The organism is Sphingomonas sp. IC-11 (genome assembly GCF_021043365.1).
Taxonomy (GTDB): Bacteria; Pseudomonadota; Alphaproteobacteria; order Sphingomonadales; family Sphingomonadaceae; genus Sphingomonas.
Window position 1 is genome coordinate 61782 of the sequence record NZ_JAJNDU010000004.1, and the last position, 17856, is coordinate 79637.

The following is a 17856-nucleotide window of genomic DNA, read 5'->3' on the forward strand; positions in this document are numbered from 1 at the left end:
CCATGACTAGAGCTGCCGCCCGGCCGCTCTGGCTGGCGACACCGTCGCGTTATGCCGGGCGTTCACGCCTCCATGCCCGCTGGCTGCTTGCCCTTCTGGCGCTGCTGTTACTCGTGTCGCTTGCCTCCCCGGGCAACCCCGGGTCGGCAGCGGTGAGTGCTGGCTCAGCGGATCAGCCCACTGAAATCCTGTACGACGGGATCGTCGAAGACATTCGTCACGGCGCCGACTATTATTCCGCCGCGGCGCAGGCGCTTCGCTCCGCCGGCGCGCCCATGCACCCGTTCTTCGCCATTCGCCTGCCGACCCTGTCCGTCGCTCAGGCACACCTGGGCCAGGTCACATCTGCCCTGATCCTCTACGTGCTTGCCGTGCTGACGCTGTTTGGCTGGTGGAACAGGCTTCGGGCGGCGCTGCCGGCTCGGCGCGTCCGCATCGTCGCGGTTCTGCTCGCTGCTACCGGAGTGGCAAGCGCGATCCTCGGCCAACTGGTGGCCACGCATGATCTTTGGGCGGGGCTGATCATCGCCCTTTCTCTGGTCTCTCGGAGGCCGGGCCACTGGGTCACCGCCGCCGCGCTTGGGCTTTCAGCGGCGCTGATCCGGGAAACGGCCGCACTATACGCGATCATCATGATGATCCTTGCCCTGCTGGAGGGGCAGCGACGGGAGGCAACTGGCTGGGCGGCCGTGCTGGTCATCTTCGCGGTCATTGTCGCCTTCCATGCACAGGCAGTTGCCGGGATCGTCGGGCCGTTGGACCAGCCTTCGCCGGCATGGGCCGGTGCGGCGGGCTTCGGCTTTGCGATTCATGCCATCGTCGCCGCCACGGCTTGGTCGTTGATCCCGGCGGCGATCGGCGCCCTTGTCGTGACGCTCTCCATCGCAGGCTGGTCCGCGTGGCGAGACCCGCTCGCCACACGGGCACTCGCGACCATCGCCGCTCAATTGCTGCTGATGTCGTTCCTGGGGGCCTCGGACAAGGTCCACTGTGCTTTCCTGATCGCTCCCATCGTGCCGGTCGGGATGGTGTTCCTCCCCGACGCACTGCGCGATCTTTCCCGGGCCGCGCTCGACAGACGGCGCATCACCGTGACAAGAACGGCGGCATGAGCCGGGTTCTTCTGATCGTCGGCGGTGGCATCGCCGCATATAAAGCATGCGAAATCGTGCGCCTCTTGCGCAAGGCAGGGCACGGCGTCCGCTGCGTCCTGACGGAGGGCGGCAGCCACTTCGTGACTGCCATGACGCTGGCCGCCCTGTCCGAAGAGGAAGTACACACCACGCTTTGGGACCTGAAGGATGAGGCCGAAATGGGCCACATCCAGCTCAGCCGACAGGCCGATCTGATCGTTGTCGCGCCGGCAACCGCAGACCTGCTGGCGCGCATGGCAGCAGGTTTGGCAAATGATCTTGCGACCACATTGCTATTGGCGACTGACAAACCCGTGCTGGCCGCGCCCGCGATGAACGTACGCATGTGGCTGCATCCCGCGACCCAGCGCAACGTGAGTCAGCTGCGTGCGGATGGCATCACCGTGATGGAGCCGGACGAAGGCGCTATGGCCTGCGGCGAGTTCGGCCCGGGGCGCTTGCCCGAGCCTACCGCCATTATAACACGCATTGAATTGCTCCTGGCGAACGGACCGGGAGGCTCGGCGCCGCAGGCTCTTGGCACCGGGCATCGTCCGCTTGTCGACAAGCATATTCTGGTCACCGCGGGGCCGACGCATGAACCCATCGATCCGGTCCGGTACATCGCCAATCGCTCCTCGGGAAAGCAGGGATTCGCAATCGCGGAAGCGCTTGCGTCTCTCGGTGCCCGCGTGTCGCTGGTCGCCGGGCCGGTCGCGCTCGCCACCCCGGCTGGCGTAACGCGGATCGACGTCGAAACCGCGCGGGAGATGGCCGCTGCGGTAGATCGGGCGTTGCCGGCTGACGCGGCGATCATGGTGGCCGCAGTTGCTGATTGGAGAGCCGAGGGTGCCGCCGAGCAGAAGCTGAAAAAGGCAGCTGGGGGCATCCCCTCCCTTCAACTCGTCGAAAATCCCGACATCCTCGCGACGTTGGGTCACTCCCCCAATCGGCCGCGGCTTCTGGTCGGCTTCGCGGCCGAGACCGAGCATGTCGTTACTCACGCCCGGGACAAGCTTGCCCGCAAGGGCGCGGACTGGATCATCGCGAATGACGTGTCCGGCGACGTGATGGGCGGCGACACGAATACCGTTCATCTGGTGTCCGCCGGCGGCGTCGAGACCTGGGAACATATGCCAAAGGCAAATGTCGCCAGGCGGCTCGCGGATCGGATCGCTGCGGCGCTGCAGGACCCTGTGCAACCGGGCTGAAGCATATCCGGCAAAGGGCTCCTCCCCCTTTCCGGCGCCTCCTGCTGGCACTCTCTCGCGCTAGGTTTCCCGTGACGCCAAGGCGCGTTCAAACACCGCCTCGAACATGGCGGCGGTAAGCCTGCCCGTGTTCTGGTTGTACCGCGAACAATGGTAGCTATCGATCAATATGCGCCCGTCCGGCATTCGATGCTCTGCCAAATGGCCGAACTTCGCCTTCGGCAACTTGCCGCCGAGCGCCTTCACCGCCGATTGGTGCGCGATCTGGCCCAGGGCGATGAACACGGACGCATTGGGCAAGGCCGAAAGCGGCGCTTCAAGGAACGGACGGCAGGTGCGTATCTCCTCCGGCGTTGGCTTGTTGGCCGGCGGAAGGCAGCGGACGGCGTTGACCAGCATTGCGCCCCGCAATTGCAGCCCGTCGTCTGGCCGCGCCTCGAACTGTCCCTCGCTCAGACCGAACTTGGCCAGCGTCGCGTACAGCAACTCGCCCGCGTAATCACCCGTGAAGGGCCGGCCGGTACGGTTCGCACCATGTTTGCCCGGGGCCAGACCCACGATCACGAGCCAGGCGTTCGGATCGCCGAATGCCGGGATCGGCGCATTCCACCATTCGGGATATTCGGCCTGGAGCGCGTGACGAAACCCCACGAGGCGCGGACATAGCGGGCAGTCGCGCGGCGGTTCGCTCGCCGGCAACGGAGAAGGTGCAAAGTTCATCCGCGCCCGATAGGCCGCTAGGCATGATGCGCTCAACCTATGTCGTGGCGTTGGGATCAAATCGGAGGGGGCGCCATGGTGCGCCCGCCGCCGAAGTCGCTGCGGCGATTCGCGCGCTCCCGGGCGTCGTGTCGGTCGCCCCGATCATCACCAGTGCCCCCGTAGGGCCATCCATTCGCCGTTTCGCGAACACGGCCGCCATTGTCAGCACGTCACTGTCACCAGCCAACCTCCTGCGCGCGCTGAAGGCTATCGAGCGGCAGTTTGGCCGCCGTCGCGGCCGGCGGTGGGGCGCCCGGGTGATCGACCTGGACATCATCCTGTGGTCCGGCGGCAAGGTCGACCAACCGGATCTCAAGGTTCCTCACCCCGCCTTCCGCACGCGCGATTTCGTGCTTGCACCACTCGTCCGGCTCGCGCCGGCATGGCGCGATCCCGTGACTGGCCTCACCATGGTTCAGTTGCATGCCCGGTTGACCCGCCGCCGGTCTGTGCCTAGGCGCGTCGTCGCTGGTGCGGGTCCGTAGCTCAGTCGGTAGAGCAAGCGACTTTTAATCGAGAGGTCCCGGGTTCGAGCCCCGGCGGACCCACCAGCGATCCCGTAGATTGATCTCGGCAATCCACTCGCTGACCGCTCATCCACGCCCGTTGGGGCGCGGGGACGAGCAGGCTTGGCTCCAACTGCCATCTTGCGCGTTGTGCCGCTCGGCCGGCTTATTTTCGTCTGCCGCTGTGCCGCCAGTCGCCAGTTTAGAAGGAAGTGCAGTCCATGTCGGACTTTCTCGAGCCCGGAGTGTCGCGCCGCGGGCTGCTCGCCGGGAGCATGGCAACGGTGGCGGTCGCCAACACGCCAGCGCGGGGCGCTACCCGGCCCGCCATTACAGCAACGGAGCCGCCGATGATGTCCGTCAGCTTCACCGTCAATGGTCAACAGCATTCCCTATCGGTGGATACGCGCACGACCTTGCTGGACGCATTGCGTGAGCACCTGCAACTCACGGGCACGAAGAAGGGCTGCGATCATGGCCAATGCGGTGCCTGCACGGTCCTTGTCGATGGCCAGCGTATCAACGCCTGCCTCAGTCTTGCGGTGATGCATGAAGGGGACTCGATCACCACGATCGAGGGCCTGGGCACGCCGGAGCGGCTGCACCCGATGCAGGCCGCCTTTGTGAAGCATGATGGCTATCAATGCGGCTATTGCACGCCTGGCCAGATCTGCTCGGCAGTCGCCGTACTGGAGGAGATCAAGGCCGGGATACCCAGCCACGTGCAGGCGGATATCGCGGCCACGCCGGGTTTCACTTCGCTGGAATTGCGCGAGCGGATGAGCGGCAACATATGCCGCTGCGGCGCCTATTCGAACATCGCCGACGCCATGGCTGAAGTGGCGGGGGCCAAGGCATGAGGCCCTTCACCTACGAACGTGCGACGGATGCCGCGGCCGCAGCCCGCATCGTTGCGAGCAGACCCGGCGCAAAGTTCATCGCCGGCGGCACCAACTTGCTCGATCTGATGAAGATCGAGGTGGAGACGCCTACTCACTTGGTCGACGTACAGGATCTGGACCTCGACAGGATCGAGCAGACCAGCGACGGCGGCCTGCGGATCGGCGCTCTCGTCACCAACACGCAGCTGGCATCTGATCAACGCGTGCGGCGCGACTATGCCGTATTGGCCCGCGCCATCGTTGCCGGCGCCAGCGGACAGCTCCGCAACAAGGCATCAACGGCCGGAAACCTGCTTCAGCGTACCCGCTGTCCCTATTTCTACGACACCAATATGCCGTGCAACAAGCGCAAGCCCAACACCGGTTGCGCGGCCATTGGCGGCTATTCGCGCCAGTTGGCGGTGATCGGCGTCTCGGACAAATGCATTGCCACGTTCCCGGGCGACATGCCGGTCGCGTTGCGAGTCCTTGATGCCGTGATCGAAACGATCGATGGCAAGGGCAAGCGCCGGTCGATCCCGATCGCCGAATTCCACCGCTTGTGGGATGACAAGCCCGAACAGGATACCGTGCTGGCGCCGGGTGAACTCATCACCCATGTCGTCCTGCCACCGCCCCTTGGTGGCAAGCATTTCTACGAAAAGGTTCGCGATCGCGCTTCGTACGGCTTCGCGCTCGTCTCCGTCGCAGCCGTGATCCAGCCAGACGGAACCGGCCGGGTTGCCTTTGGCGGCGTAGCACCGAAGCCCTGGCGTGTGGCGGAGGCGGAGTCCCTGCTGCCCAACGGCGCCGCTGCCGTTACCGCGCGCGCGTTTCAGGGCGCCACGCCTACCCGCGACAATGCCTTCAAGCTCCCGCTCGCGACCCGCGCGCTGGCGTCCGTCATCGCCCAAGCCAAGGCCTAAGCTCATGAAGTTCGAAACCGCCGAGGGCATCAACCCCATCGACCGCATGAAGGTGGTCGGCCGATCGCATGACCGTATCGACGGCCCGCTGAAAACAAGCGGCCTGGCTCCTTATGCCTATGAGCACAAGAATATCGCGGACGTCGCTTACGGCTGCATCGTCGGGTCCAGCGTGGCAAAGGGGCGGATCACCCGTATCGACACAGCGGCGGCGAAGGCGGCTCCCGGCGTGATCGCCATCGTCACCGCCGCCGATGCAGGCGCATTGGGCAAGGGCAAGAACAACACCGCCAAGCTGCTCGCCGGGCCGGAGGTAGATCACTACCATCAGGCCGTCGCATTGGTGGTCGCGGAGACATTCGAGCAGGCGCGCGCTGCCGCGTCCCTCGTGCGCGTCGATTATGCTCGTGCCAGCGGTCGCTACGATCTGACGGAGGAACTGAAGGTCGCCCCACTGGTGGGTGGATCGGGCGGGCCAAACAGCAGCGCGCCACCAATCGACCGGGTCGGCAAGTTCGAGGAGGCCTTTGCCGCTGCCCCGGTAAAGCTCGATGCGGAATATTGGACGCCGGATCACACCCATGCGATGATGGAGCCGCACGCTTCCATTGCCTCCTGGAACGGCGACGAGCTGACGCTATGGACGTCCAACCAGATGATCGCCTGGAGCCGGCGTGACGTGGCCCTCACGCTGAACATGCCGGCGGAAAAGGTGCGCCTGATCTCCCCGTATGTCGGTGGCGGGTTCGGCGGGAAGCTGTTCGTCCGCGCGGATGCGATCATGGCGGCACTGGGCGCTAAGGCTGCCAAGCGGCCGGTCAAGGTTGCCCTGCCCCGCCCCTTCATCACCAACAACACGACCCATCGTCCGGCCACGCACCAGCGTATCCGCATTGGCGCGGGTAAGGATGGCACCATCGCCGCCATCGCTCATGAAAGCGGCTCGGGCGATCTGCCGGATGGCGGTCCGGAAACTGCAGTTCAGCAGACGAAGCTGCTTTACGCCGGCCCCAACCGGATGATGGCGATGCGCCTGGCAGTGCTGGATCTGCCGGAGGGAAATGCCATGCGCGCGCCGGGTGAGGCACCAGGCATGATGGCTCTCGAAATCGCGATGGACGAAATGGCCGAGAAGCTTGGCATGGATCCCATCGAGTTCCGCATCAAGAACGATACGCAAGTCGATCCCGAGAACCCGAAGCGCCGCTTCTCTCAGCGTCAGCTGGTCCGCTGCCTTCGTGACGGGGCCGAACGCTTCGGCTGGAGCAAGCGCAACGCGACGCCGGCGCAGGTTCGCGACGGACACTGGCTGGTCGGCATGGGTGTTGCGGCAGCCTTTCGTAACCACCTCAACACCAAATCCGCGGCGCGGGTCCGCCTGGGACGCGACGGCACGGTCACGGTCGAAACCGACATGACCGACATCGGCACGGGCAGCTACACCATCATCGCCCAGACCGCGGGCGAGATGCTGGGCGTGCCGGCTGAAATGGTGGTGGTGAAGCTCGGCGATTCTGCCTTCCCGGCATCGGCCGGCTCAGGCGGCCAGTGGGGCGCCGCCAACTCCACTGCGGGCGTCTATGCCGCCTGTGTGAAGCTCCGGGACCAGGTGGCGCAGCGGCTCGGCTTCAACTCGGCCGACGCGGTGTTCGAAGCAGGTCAGGTCACAAGCGGCAATCGCTCCGCATCGCTTCGGGACGCTGCGGCTGCCGGCGAACTGCTCGCCGAGGATCATATCGAATTCGGGAAGCTTGGCCAGGAATGGCAGCTTTCCACCTTTGGCGCGCACTTCGTGGAAGTCGGCGTGAACGTCTATACCGGCGTGACGCGCATTCGGCGGATGCTGGCAGTCTGCGCAGCCGGGCGGATCCTCAATCCCAAGGCGGCGCGCAGCCAGGTGATCGGCGCGATGACCATGGGGGTGGGTTCCGCCCTGATGGAGGAACTGGCTGTCGACAAACGCTTCGGCTTCTTCGTCAATCATGATCTCGCCAGCTACGAAGTGCCCGTTCATGCCGATATCCCGCATCAGGAGGTGATCTTCCTTGATGAAGCAGATGAACGGGCCAATCCGATGAAGGCAAAGGGGGTCGGGGAGCTGGGGCTTTGCGGCGTGGGCGCGGCGGTTGCCAACGCGATCTACAATGCCACCGGGGTTCGGGTGCGCGACTATCCGATCACCTTGGACAAATACCTGGATCGACTCCCCGACGTCGCCTGATCACCGTTTTTTCCGGGTCACTCCGGCAGCGCATTTCGCGAGGGCACAATCCCGATGGCACATCATTATCGCGTGACCGTGGAAGCGATCGGCGAAGAAAACACCGGCGGACCGCTTGTCTTCGAAACGAGCAATCACGATGAGCTCTTCGCCATCACCGACCGGATCCGCAGCAAGAACATCGTTCCGGACGACGAGGCTGCGAGCTTCGCCATTGGCCTCAAACTCTTCACCGAAACCATGCTGCGGCATCGCAAGCATCCGCTATTCAGTGAGCTTCAGCCAGCGATAGCGCACTTCATGAAGGCCCTGAAGTCTACGCCCGGCACCTGATGCCGCGGCGCTGCTGCGCTTCGGAGAAGGCGGGAGCGGCTTCACCGTTTCCGCAGAGCATTCCGAACCGCGGGCAGGATCCGCTTCACGATGATCTCGACCCCACGCGCATTAGGGTGGCGGCCATCCGCCTGGAACAACGCCTGATTGCCTGCCACTCCCTCCAGGAAGAATGGATAGAGCGGCACCCGGTGGCGTTGCGCCAGCCGGGGATAGAGGGTTTCGAATGCCCGGCGATAGGTGGCGCCCAGGTTCGGCGCGGCCCGCATGCCGACGAACAGCACCGGGATATCGCGCCGCTTCAGTTCGCGCAGGATCAGGTCCAGGTTCTTCTCCGTGGCGCTTGGCGGCATGCCTCTCAGCATGTCGTTCGCGCCAAGCTCCACGATCACCAGATCCGGCCTGCGACCAAGCCCGCGAAGCCCCCAGGCAAGCCGCGCCCGCCCCTGAGCGGAGGTGTCGCCGGCGATGCCGCCGTTCCGCACGGTGGCAGCGACGCCCGAACGGCGCAGCGCGGCCTGCAGCCGCACCGGAAAGCCTTGAGCGGGCGGCAGGCCATATCCGGCGGTCAGGCTATCGCCGAATGCCCAAACCAGCGGAGCCTGCTTGCTGGCCGGCGTTTGCGCCGCGGCAGGAATCGCCCCCAGCAGGAAAGCGGCAAGCAGCAGTTGGACAGCCACCCCGATCGCCCTGTATCCGCGCGTATGTGACAGCATCCGCTTCTCCTTCGCCAGCCCCCTCCCCCGCCAACGGCGATAGCATCGTCATCGAAGCGCGCAATCTGACGCTGGCGCTGGGTCGTGCGCCCGCCCGCACTGAAATCCTTCGCGGGATCAATCTGTCGGTTCGGTCAGGTGACAGCGTGGCGCTGCTCGGCCCATCGGGATCCGGCAAGTCGTCGCTGATGGCTCTGCTGTCCGGCATGGAGCGGCCGAGCGGCGGGAGCGTGCGCGTCGCCGGCCTCGACTTTGACCGGCTGAACGAAGACCAACTGGCGGTTGCGCGTCGCGGTCGCATCGGGATCATCCTGCAGGCGTTTCACTTGCTTCCCACCATGACCGCGCTGGAAAATGTGGCAGTGCCGCTGGAACTCGCCGGCCAGCCCGATGCCTTTGCCACCGCGCAGGCAGAACTTGACGCGGTTGGCCTCAGCCATCGCCTCACTCATTATCCCGCGCAGCTTTCCGGAGGCGAGCAGCAACGCGTCGCCATCGCACGCGCGCTCGCGCCGCGCCCGCCGCTCCTGTTCGCTGACGAGCCGACCGGCAATCTCGACGGCACGACGGGGGCAGCCATCATGGACTTGCTGTTCGACCGTCACACGCAAACCGGCGCCACGCTGTTCGTAATCACCCACGATCCCGCCCTTGCCGAGCGGTGCAGCCGGGTGATCTCCCTGGCTGACGGGCAGATCGTCAGGGATAGCCGCCCGGCATGACGAACGCGTGGCGGCTTGCCGTTCGTGATTTGCGCGCGGGCGGGCGCGGCCTGTGGCTTCTGCTCGTCTGCCTGTTTCTCGGCACGGCGGCGCTGGCGGGGATCGGTAGTCTTTCATCATCCATCACCGCTGCCCTGGACGCGCAGAGCCGCCGCTTGCTGGGCGGCGATCTGGAACTGCGCGTGTCACAGCGGCGGCCGACCGTTGAGGAAAGCGCGGCTTTCGCCAGTTATGGCCGCACATCCGAAAGCGTTGCCGTCAACACCATGGCGCAGACACGCGCTCGCGGCGCATCGACTCTGATCAACCTGCGCGCCGTCGACGAACGCTGGCCATTGATCGGGCGGCTGGAGCTTCTTCCTGGTGCTCTTGCATCCCGCCCGCGCGGACGAAATATCGCGATCGCTCCGGCGCTTGCCGAACGGTTGAACCTGAAGGTCGGCGATCAGGTACGCATCGGCGCTTCCTGGATGCGGATCATGGGCGTGATCGCAACGGAGCCCGATACCCTTGGCTTCAGCTTCGGGCCGACGGCGCTTGTCGACATGGCAGGACTGGACGCCACTCAAGTGATCCAACCGGGCAGCCTTTATCAAAGCCGCACCCGCATTCTGCTGCGGCCGGGCCTCGATCCGGACCGAACCGGCGAGGCCCTCGTCCGGCGCTATCCCAGCGCCGGCTGGGCCGCGCGAACGCCGCAGGACGCCGCCGGCAACGTCAAGCGCAGCATCGACCAGCTAGGACAATTCCTTCTTCTCGTCGGTCTTGCCGCATTGGCCATCGCGGGTATCGGCATCGGCAGCGGCGTCAGCGCCTATCTTGAGCGGAAGGGGCGAATGATCGCGACCCTCAAGGTGCTGGGCGCGCGTTCGGGCACGATCGCCGCCGTGTTCCTGCTCCAGATCGGCCTGGTCGCTGGCATCGGCATAGCCGCAGGCCTCGCCCTCGGTGCCGCCGTGCCGTGGATCGTCGGGACGTTGGCGGGCAGCGCCCTGCCGATCCCGCCGCAGCTTTCGTTTTACCCCGCACCGCTGCTGGTCGCGGCCGGCCTCAGCCTGCTGGTTGCGCTTCTCTTCTCCCTTCCGGCGCTGGCCCGTGCCCGCGCTATTCCTGCTGCCAGCCTCCTGCGCGACAAGGTCTCGGTGGCGCGCCGCCCGACCATCGCCGTGTTGCTGGCGATGGCGATCCTCCTCGCAGCGCTGGTCGCGTTGGCCGTCCTGACCGCCAGCGATCGCGCGATCGCTCTCGGCTTCGTCGCGGCAACAGGCGCGCTGGTGGTGCTGCTCTGGCTGCTGGGGGCCGGGCTGCGCTGGCTCCTCGCTCGCCTCCCCCGTCCGCGCCGGCCGCTTATGCGCCTGGCGCTCGCGAACCTTCATCGTCCCGGTGCTCAGACCGATCGCCTGGTGGTCGCACTCGGGCTCGGCTTCTCGCTGTTCGTGGCGCTGGCGGCGATCAACACGAGCCTGTCCAACGAGTTGGCAAGCACCGCTCCTGCCAAGGCGCCACGCTTCTTCGCCATCGATGTTCAGCCAGAGGACGAACCGACTTTCCGTTCCGCCGTGCGTCGAGCCGCTCCTACGGCCACGATCGAGGCGGTTCCATCGCTGCGCGGCTCGATCGTCGCGCTGAAGGGTCAACGCGTGTCAGACATGAAGACACTGCCAGAGGGCGCATGGATCCTGCGGGGCGATCGCACCATCACCTGGTCGGCAACCGTGCCGCCTCGCAACGAAGTGGTGGACGGTAAGTGGTGGCCCGCCGACTATCGGGGTCCGCCGTTGATCTCGCTGGAGGATCGCGCCGCCGAACTCCTCGGGCTGAAGGTTGGTGACTCTGTCACCGTTGCGGTGCTTGGCGTCGAGATCCCGGCACGGATCGCCGCACTGCGCAAGGTTGACTGGCAGGGGCTTGGTCTGAACTTCGCCCTGATCTTCTCGCCGGGCTACATCGAGGAAGCGCCGCACAGCCTGCTGGCCAGCGTCTACGCGCCGGCCACGCGCGACGGTGCCGTCGCCACAGGCGTTGCCGAGGCACTTCCGTCCGTCACCATGCTTCGCACCGGCGATGTGATCGGTCAGGTCAGCGAATTGCTGGGCCGTATCGCGCTGGCGATCCGGGCGGCCGCCGCTGTAACGGTGGCCGCCGGAATCGTGGTGCTCGTCGGCGCGGTCACGGCATCCGGCCAGGCGCGGCGCTACGACACGGTCGTCCTGAAGCTCCTGGGCGGTAGCCGCCGACAGCTTCTCGCAGGACAAGCGATCGAATATGCCCTTCTCGCCTTCCTCCTCGCGATGGTCGCGTTTCTGCTTGGGACCCTAGCTGGCTGGTACGTCGTCACCGCTGTCCTTGAACTGCACTGGGCGCCGGATTGGCTGGCAATTGCCGGCACATTGGCTGCATCAATCGTGACCACGCTTGGCATCGGCGTGGCGAGCAGCTTGCCTGCCTTGCGCGCGACACCGGCATCGGGGCTGCGGTCAGGCTGATCTTCCTCCGCGCACGTGACGCCGACTATTGCGTAACTCCTATTCGCCCGAAGTCACCGCGCCGCCGTGGAGTAGAGCAGGATCGGGCACAGGCTGAGGGGCAAACGTGGCACGGCGACGGACGAGGATCTGTTTCCCCTTTTGCGGGGACGCGATTGGCGGGAGCCACATCTCCGTGCACGGCCTGTTGCGCAACCTGGATCGCGAACGCTTCGAACCCGTCGTGATCGTTCAGCAGGAGGACGGCGAGATTGCTCGCCTGATGTGGACGGCAGACGTGCCGGTGCGACACGCGAGTTTTCTTCCTTCCCTTCGGCACGGTGAAAGAGCCGGCCTTCGCGACGCCGTTGCGATCGCCCGTGCCTCGCGTGCCTGCACCGACATGATTCGTCAGGTCGGGGCCGACATAGTCCACACCAATGATGGACGAACTCACGCCATCTGGGCCGCTCCGGCAAAACTCGCCGGAGCCCGCCTCGTCTGGCACCACCGCAGCGGCCCCGATGCTCGCGGCTTGCGCCTCGTTGCGCCACGCATTGCCGATGCCATTGTCTCCGTCTCGGCATTCGCGCTGGGTGGTTTGGATACCCGAAAGGTCCGGACGCAAGTGATCCACAGCCCCTTTGACACGGAGGTACAGGTCGATCGATCGGCGCAGCGGGCCGCTCTTGTGGCGGAATTGGGCTGCTCTCCTGACACCCGATTCCTTGGGTTCTTCGGCGTCATGATCGCGCGCAAGCGGCCCTTCCAATTCGTCGAAATGATTGCCGCACTGCGCGATCTGGATCCCGATCGCCCAGTTTTCGGGCTGCTGTTCGGGACCCCGCTGGACATCAGCGAAGCGGAGCTGATGGCCCACGCGGAACGGCTCGGGGTGGCGAATGCTATTCGTCTGATGGGCTACCGCTATCCCGGCGCGGGCTGGATCGCAGGGTGCGACCTGTTGATGGTGCCAGCCAAGCACGAACCCTTCGGACGAACTCTGATCGAATCCATGCTGGTAGGCACCCCGGTCGTCGCGACCCGCTCGGGCGGCAATATAGAGGCGCTGTGCGACGGTAGGCTGGGCCCGCTCGTGCCGCTGGACGATCCCGCCGCAATGGCCCGGGCCGCGCTTCGCCTGCTGTCCGACGATCGAGAATATCGCCGGCTGGCGATTGCCGCCCGCGCTCATGCGCTCGATCATTTCGGTGCGCACCGTCATGCAGCCGCGGTGATGGCCATCTATGATGAACTGGTGCCGACGGCCGAGCAGGCCTGTCCGCAAGAGGTTGCGGCACTCGCCTGATCGGCTGTCCACGGACGAAATCGGTTTTGAAAAAACCAGCCAGGGAAACCTCGCGCGGCTTGCGCGTTCCATGTGTCTGCGCGCCCACAAATCGTCGCCCGCACTGGTTCCAAATGGGGTTGGGAGGGCGCTCCGAAGGGCCTATCCGCACGGGTTAGTGCGCTACCCGAGTGCCCCCATGCGCAGCCTCCCCCGCCGCGGCTAATCTAACACCGTTGGCAGTGGAGGCCCAGGCCATGAAAACGGTGTTGCTTGCGGGCGGGCTCGGCTCGCGCCTTGCGGAAGAAACGACCCGGATCCCCAAGCCGATGGTCGAGGTCGCCGGCCGACCGATCATCCTTCATGTCATGGACATTTACGCCCGTGCCGGCTTCCACGATTTTGTCGTTGCCTGCGGATACAAGGCGATGATCATGAAGAAGTTCTTCCATGATCTTCATTTCATGGCCAACGACTTCACGATTGATGTGAACAATGGCGCCATCGCGCTGCGTTCCAGCCAAACGATGGATTGGAACGTGTCCGTGGTCGACACGGGCGAGACCACCATGACTGGCGGGCGCCTGCTTCGACTGCGGGACTGGATTGGGGACGAACCCTTCTTCTGCACATATTCGGACGGCGTCGGCGACATCGACATCGACGCGCTCCTGCACTTTCACCGCAGTCACGGCGGGCTAGCCACCGTTACGGCGGTTCAGCCGCCGGCCCGCTTCGGCAACCTCGAACTCACCGGCGATCGCGTCTCGGAGTTCACCGAAAAGGTCGTGAAGCACGAAACCTGGATCAACGGCGGGTTTTTCGTCTTCGAGCCGGAGGTGCTGGATTATCTGTCCGGCGATGCCGAGCCGCTTGAGCAGGGCCCCTTGTCTCGCTTGGCGGAGGATGGCGAGCTGTTCGCTTATCGCCACCACGGTTTCTGGCACCCGATGGATACGGTGCGCGATCGGGATCATCTCTCGGGACTATGTGTGTCCGGGCAAGCGCCGTGGTTGAGCCCCCTCGATCAAAGCGCTGGTTCGGTGACGGGGCGGATCGCAGCCAATGCGTGAGGCAACGGCCGCCGACCACCGGGCGGGTCAGGCGCTTTCCGGCCGCAAGGTCTTGCTGACGGGTCACACCGGCTTCAAGGGCGGTTGGCTGGCGCTCTGGCTCCGGCGACTGGGCGCCGACATCTGCGCCGTCGCGCTCCCCCCGTGCGACGGCGCACCCAGCTTGTTCGAAGCGGCCCGGGTCGGGGAATTGCTGGATCACCGCATCGCCGACATCGGCGATCCGGCAGCGCTCGTCCCGGCACTCGCCGGCGTTGATGCCGAGGTCATTTTCCACCTTGCGGCACAATCCCTAGTCCGCCCGTCCTACACAGACCCGCTCGGCACCTTCCAGACGAACGTCATGGGCACGGCGGCGATCATGGACGCGGCACGTCGGATGCCGTCGCTCCGCGCGATCGTCATCGTCACCAGCGACAAATGCTACGACAATCGGGAATGGACCTGGGGCTATCGCGAATGCGATCCCATGGGCGGGGCCGATCCCTATAGTGCGTCCAAGGGATGCGCGGAGCTGGTCGCGGACGCGTTTCGCCGCTCTTATTTCAGCGGGCCGGGTGCGCCGCTGGTCGCCACCCTACGCGCCGGTAATGTGTTCGGCGGCGGAGACTGGTCTGTCGACCGGCTGGTTCCGGATATTGTCCGGGCGGCGAGCACCGGCTTGCCGCTCACCATCCGCAATCCGCTGGCGATCAGGCCCTGGCAGCACGTGCTGGAACCCTTGGCCGGCTACCTTCAGGTCGCGACCGCGCTGCTGGAGGGCGATCGATCCGCCGGAGGTGCCTGGAACTTCGGCCCTGATCCCGCGGAGGCTGTCGACGTCGGCACGTTTGCACGGACCTTTGTGGACTGCTGGGGCGCCGGCGCTCCGGACATTCGCTATGGCCAGGAGGTCGCCGCGCCACACGAGGCCGGCGTGTTGCGCCTCGACAGCACCAAGGCGCGGACCATCCTTGGCTGGCAACCGCGCCTGTCTTTCGAAGCCGCGGTTTCGCTGACGGTCGATTGGTACAAGGCCTATCTTCGCGGCGGCACCGACATGCGCGCCTACACCCAGCGACAGATCGATCTTTACACCCGGGACACGGGCCTCGTGCGCCCCGTCCCCCATCCTTTTCTGGAATCATCCACGGAGATTGCGGCATGCGCGTGAACTACGGTCAGACAGTACACGGCGAGGCGGAGATTGCCGCCGTCGTCGAGGTGCTGCGCAGCTCCACGCAGATGGGCGCGCGTGTCCGGCAGATGGAATCCCGCGTTGCCGCGCTCTTCGAGAAGAAGCATGGCATCATGGTGAACTCCGGCTCCTCGGCCAATTACCTGGCCGTGGAACTGCTGAAGCTCCCGCCGGGCAGCGAAGTGATCACTCCGGTGCTGACGTTCGTCACCACGGTCGCGCCGATCATCCGCGCAGGCCTGGTCCCGGTCTTCGTCGATGTGCGTGAAGGCACGTACAACATCAACGAAGATCAGATCGAGGAGCTGATCACCGAGCGCACCCGGGCGATGATGGTCCCGTCGCTCATCGGCAACCTGCCGGACTGGGACAAGCTGCACGCGATCGCCAAACGCCACAATCTGGTGGTGATCGAGGATAGCGCCGACACGCTCGGCGCGACACTGCGGGGCACGAGCACCGGCACCCGTTCCGACATCAGCACCACCAGCTTCTATGGCAGCCATGTCATCAACGCGGCCGGCAACGGCGGCATGCTTTGCGTCAACGATGATGCGCTGGCGGATCGCGCCCGGCTGCTGCGCTCGTGGGGCCGCTCCTCCTCGCTATTCGTGGATTCGGAAAGCATCGCCCGTCGCTTCGACGTGTCGCTGCAGGGCATCCCTTACGACGCGAAGTTCGTGTTCGAGGAGCTCGGCTACAACCTGGAGCCTTCGGAGGTGGGCGCCGCTTTCGGCCTCGTCCAACTCGACAAACTCGATCACAACATCGCCCTTCGCGAGCGCAACTTCGCCCGGCACCGCGCCTTCTTCGAGCGTTACGCCGACTGGTTCATTCTTCCCGAGCAATTGCCCGAGGCGCGCACCGGCTGGCTCGCGCTTGCGCTCACGATCCGGGAAGACGCACCGTTCGACCGCCGCACGCTTCAGATCTTCCTGGAGGAGCGCAACATCCAGACCCGCGTAGTGTTCACCGGCAACATCCTGCGCCAGCCGGCGATGATGAACGTCGAGGTCCGCACGGCGGAAGGCGGCTATCCCGTGGCGGATGGCGTGATGCGCGGCGGCATCCTGCTCGCCTGCCACCACGGCCTGACGGACGCCGAGATCGACTACATCCACAGCTGCTTCGAGGAATTCGCCAGCCAGCTGCCGAACCAGGCCGCGCCTGAGCTCAAGATTGCCTGACATCTACAAGAACGGGGGGACCTTTCATGACTGACCGCCTCAACACCTGCCGTGCCTGCCTTGCGCCGCAGCCCTATCTGTTCCTGCCGATGGGCGACCATCCGCCCGCCAACATGTTCGTGCGCGAAAGCGAGTTGGGTGACCATCAACCCAGCTTCGCGCTCAACACCCAGGCCTGCCTCCACTGCGGCCTGATCCAGGTGGCGGACCAGATCCCGGCGGATTTCTTCCGCCACTATCTCTACGTGCCCTCGGGCGCCGACACGATGCACACCCACTTCGGCGGCTTGGCGAAGGTTCTGTCGGAGCGCGCCGGCGACGGCCTTATCGTGGACATCGGCGCCAATGACGGATTGCTGCTACAGGCGTGCAACGCCTTGGGCTGCAAGACGCTGGGCGTCGATCCCGCCGCCAACCTTGCGGAGATTGCGGCCTCGCGCGGTGTGCAGGTGCACGTCGCCTATTTCGGTCCGGAAACGGCCACGGAAATGGTGTCGAACACTGGCCAGGCGAAGGTGATCGTTACCACCAACACCTTCAATCACATCGGTGATCTCCACAGCTTCATGTCGGGTGTCGCCGATCTGCTCGCCGCAGACGGTACGTTCGTGATCGAAGTGCCTTGGGCGAAGGAACTGCTGGAGCGCAACGAGTTCGACACGATCTATCAGGAGCATGTCTCCGAGTTCAGCCTGCTCTCGATCCAGAAACTTGGGGCTTTCTTCGATCTGGAAGTGGTGGACGTTACGCGCCTCCCCGTTCACGGCGGATCGATGCGCGTGTTCCTGCAGCGCAGCGGCACCAGCACGCCTACTCCGGCAGTGGCCGACATGCTGCAGGAGGAGGAAGCCGGCGGTATGCTGGTCGCAGCCACCTATGACGCGTTTGCCGATCGCGTTGCCGACATCGGCCGCCGTCTGACGACCATGCTCGGTGACCTGCGCGCTCAGGGGATGAAGGTCGCTGGCTATGGCGCCCCGGCCAAAGGGAATACGCTTCTTAATTACTACAACATCGGCGCTGAAGATCTCGACTTCCTGGTTGATCGCAATCCGCTGAAACAGGGTCTCTACTCGCCTGGCATGAAGATCCCGGTGCGCTCTCCGGACGCAATCGAGACCGAGCAGCCTGACGTACTGATGGTGCTCGCATGGAATTTCTTCGATGAAATCCGGGCGCAGCAATCGGGTTTTGCGGCACGTGGTGGCCGGTTCCTGGTGCCGCTGCCCGAGCCCGTTCTAGTGTCGTAGCGCCG

The 17856-nt window shown here is 65.2% G+C and carries 16 protein-coding genes and 1 tRNA gene; 15 read left to right on the top strand and 2 right to left on the bottom strand.

Translation table 11 applies throughout. The features are described 5' to 3' along the window. The first annotated feature begins 2 nt into the window (after positions 1-2). Both LQ954_RS12620 and coaBC read left to right on the top strand, forming a co-directional pair. A complete protein-coding gene (locus tag LQ954_RS12620; RefSeq protein WP_231023448.1) occupies positions 3-1112 on the top strand; it encodes a hypothetical protein in 1110 nt (369 codons plus the stop codon). Next, positions 1109-2344 (top strand): bifunctional phosphopantothenoylcysteine decarboxylase/phosphopantothenate--cysteine ligase CoaBC, encoded by a 1236-nt coding sequence (coaBC, locus tag LQ954_RS12625; RefSeq protein ID WP_231023449.1) that lies wholly within the window; start codon positions 1109-1111, stop codon positions 2342-2344. Before LQ954_RS12620 ends, coaBC begins: the two co-directional genes overlap by 4 nt. Positions 2345-2404: 60 nt before the next feature. On the opposite strand, the gene LQ954_RS12630 is transcribed toward coaBC, so the two are convergent. Continuing rightward, positions 2405-3064, bottom strand: coding sequence for a uracil-DNA glycosylase (locus LQ954_RS12630; protein ID WP_231023450.1), 660 nt, complete (start codon positions 3062-3064; stop codon positions 2405-2407). Between the two features lie 23 nt (positions 3065-3087). Here LQ954_RS12630 and folK point away from each other — a divergent pair, with 23 nt between their 5' ends. From folK to LQ954_RS12660, 6 genes are all read left to right on the top strand, one after another. Then, the gene (gene folK, locus LQ954_RS12635; protein ID WP_227772596.1) at positions 3088-3591 is read left to right on the top strand and encodes a 2-amino-4-hydroxy-6-hydroxymethyldihydropteridine diphosphokinase; all 504 of its coding nucleotides are present in this window, start codon (positions 3088-3090) and stop codon (positions 3589-3591) included. Further along, positions 3582-3657: transfer RNA gene (locus tag LQ954_RS12640), tRNA-Lys, on the top strand. The genes folK and LQ954_RS12640 overlap by 10 nt, the downstream gene beginning before the upstream one ends. 176 nt (positions 3658-3833) lie before the next feature. Then, positions 3834-4472 carry an aldehyde dehydrogenase iron-sulfur subunit PaoA gene (gene paoA / locus LQ954_RS12645; RefSeq protein WP_227772597.1) on the top strand — a complete coding sequence of 213 codons (639 nt, stop codon included), beginning with the start codon at positions 3834-3836 and terminating at the stop codon, positions 4470-4472. Continuing rightward, positions 4469-5419, top strand: coding sequence for an FAD binding domain-containing protein (locus LQ954_RS12650; protein WP_231023451.1), 951 nt, complete (start codon positions 4469-4471; stop codon positions 5417-5419). Before paoA ends, LQ954_RS12650 begins: the two co-directional genes overlap by 4 nt. A gap of 4 nt (positions 5420-5423) precedes the next feature. Beyond that, the gene (gene paoC, locus LQ954_RS12655; RefSeq protein WP_231023452.1) at positions 5424-7640 is read left to right on the top strand and encodes an aldehyde oxidoreductase molybdenum-binding subunit PaoC; all 2217 of its coding nucleotides are present in this window, start codon (positions 5424-5426) and stop codon (positions 7638-7640) included. A 54-nt stretch (positions 7641-7694) separates the two neighbouring features. Then, positions 7695-7973, top strand: coding sequence for a DUF3861 domain-containing protein (locus tag LQ954_RS12660; protein WP_269142313.1), 279 nt, complete (start codon positions 7695-7697; stop codon positions 7971-7973). A gap of 41 nt (positions 7974-8014) precedes the next feature. On the opposite strand, the gene LQ954_RS12665 is transcribed toward LQ954_RS12660, so the two are convergent. Then, entirely contained in the window at positions 8015-8653 is a 639-nt protein-coding gene (locus LQ954_RS12665; RefSeq protein WP_443026630.1) for an arylesterase, read from the bottom strand. 26 nt (positions 8654-8679) lie between these two features. Here LQ954_RS12665 and LQ954_RS12670 point away from each other — a divergent pair, with 26 nt between their 5' ends. From LQ954_RS12670 to LQ954_RS12700, 7 genes are all read left to right on the top strand, one after another. Next, a complete protein-coding gene (locus tag LQ954_RS12670) occupies positions 8680-9411 on the top strand; it encodes an ABC transporter ATP-binding protein (protein WP_227772601.1) in 732 nt (243 codons plus the stop codon). Further along, positions 9408-11897: an ABC transporter permease gene (locus tag LQ954_RS12675; RefSeq protein WP_231023454.1), complete on the top strand. Its 2490-nt coding sequence runs from the start codon at positions 9408-9410 to the stop codon at positions 11895-11897. Before LQ954_RS12670 ends, LQ954_RS12675 begins: the two co-directional genes overlap by 4 nt. A gap of 106 nt (positions 11898-12003) precedes the next feature. After that, positions 12004-13185: a glycosyltransferase gene (locus LQ954_RS16275; protein ID WP_227772603.1), complete on the top strand. Its 1182-nt coding sequence runs from the start codon at positions 12004-12006 to the stop codon at positions 13183-13185. Between the two features lie 236 nt (positions 13186-13421). Continuing rightward, on the top strand, positions 13422-14237 hold the full coding sequence (rfbF, locus tag LQ954_RS12685; RefSeq protein WP_227772604.1) for a glucose-1-phosphate cytidylyltransferase: 816 nt from the start codon (positions 13422-13424) through the stop codon (positions 14235-14237). After that, the gene (rfbG, locus tag LQ954_RS12690; protein WP_231023457.1) at positions 14230-15390 is read left to right on the top strand and encodes a CDP-glucose 4,6-dehydratase; all 1161 of its coding nucleotides are present in this window, start codon (positions 14230-14232) and stop codon (positions 15388-15390) included. The genes rfbF and rfbG overlap by 8 nt, the downstream gene beginning before the upstream one ends. Continuing rightward, complete coding sequence (locus LQ954_RS12695) at positions 15381-16601, top strand: DegT/DnrJ/EryC1/StrS family aminotransferase (RefSeq protein ID WP_231023458.1); 1221 nt, start codon at positions 15381-15383, stop codon at positions 16599-16601. Before rfbG ends, LQ954_RS12695 begins: the two co-directional genes overlap by 10 nt. 26 nt (positions 16602-16627) lie before the next feature. Further along, positions 16628-17851, top strand: coding sequence for a class I SAM-dependent methyltransferase (locus LQ954_RS12700; RefSeq protein WP_231023459.1), 1224 nt, complete (start codon positions 16628-16630; stop codon positions 17849-17851). Positions 17852-17856 lie beyond the last annotated feature (5 nt).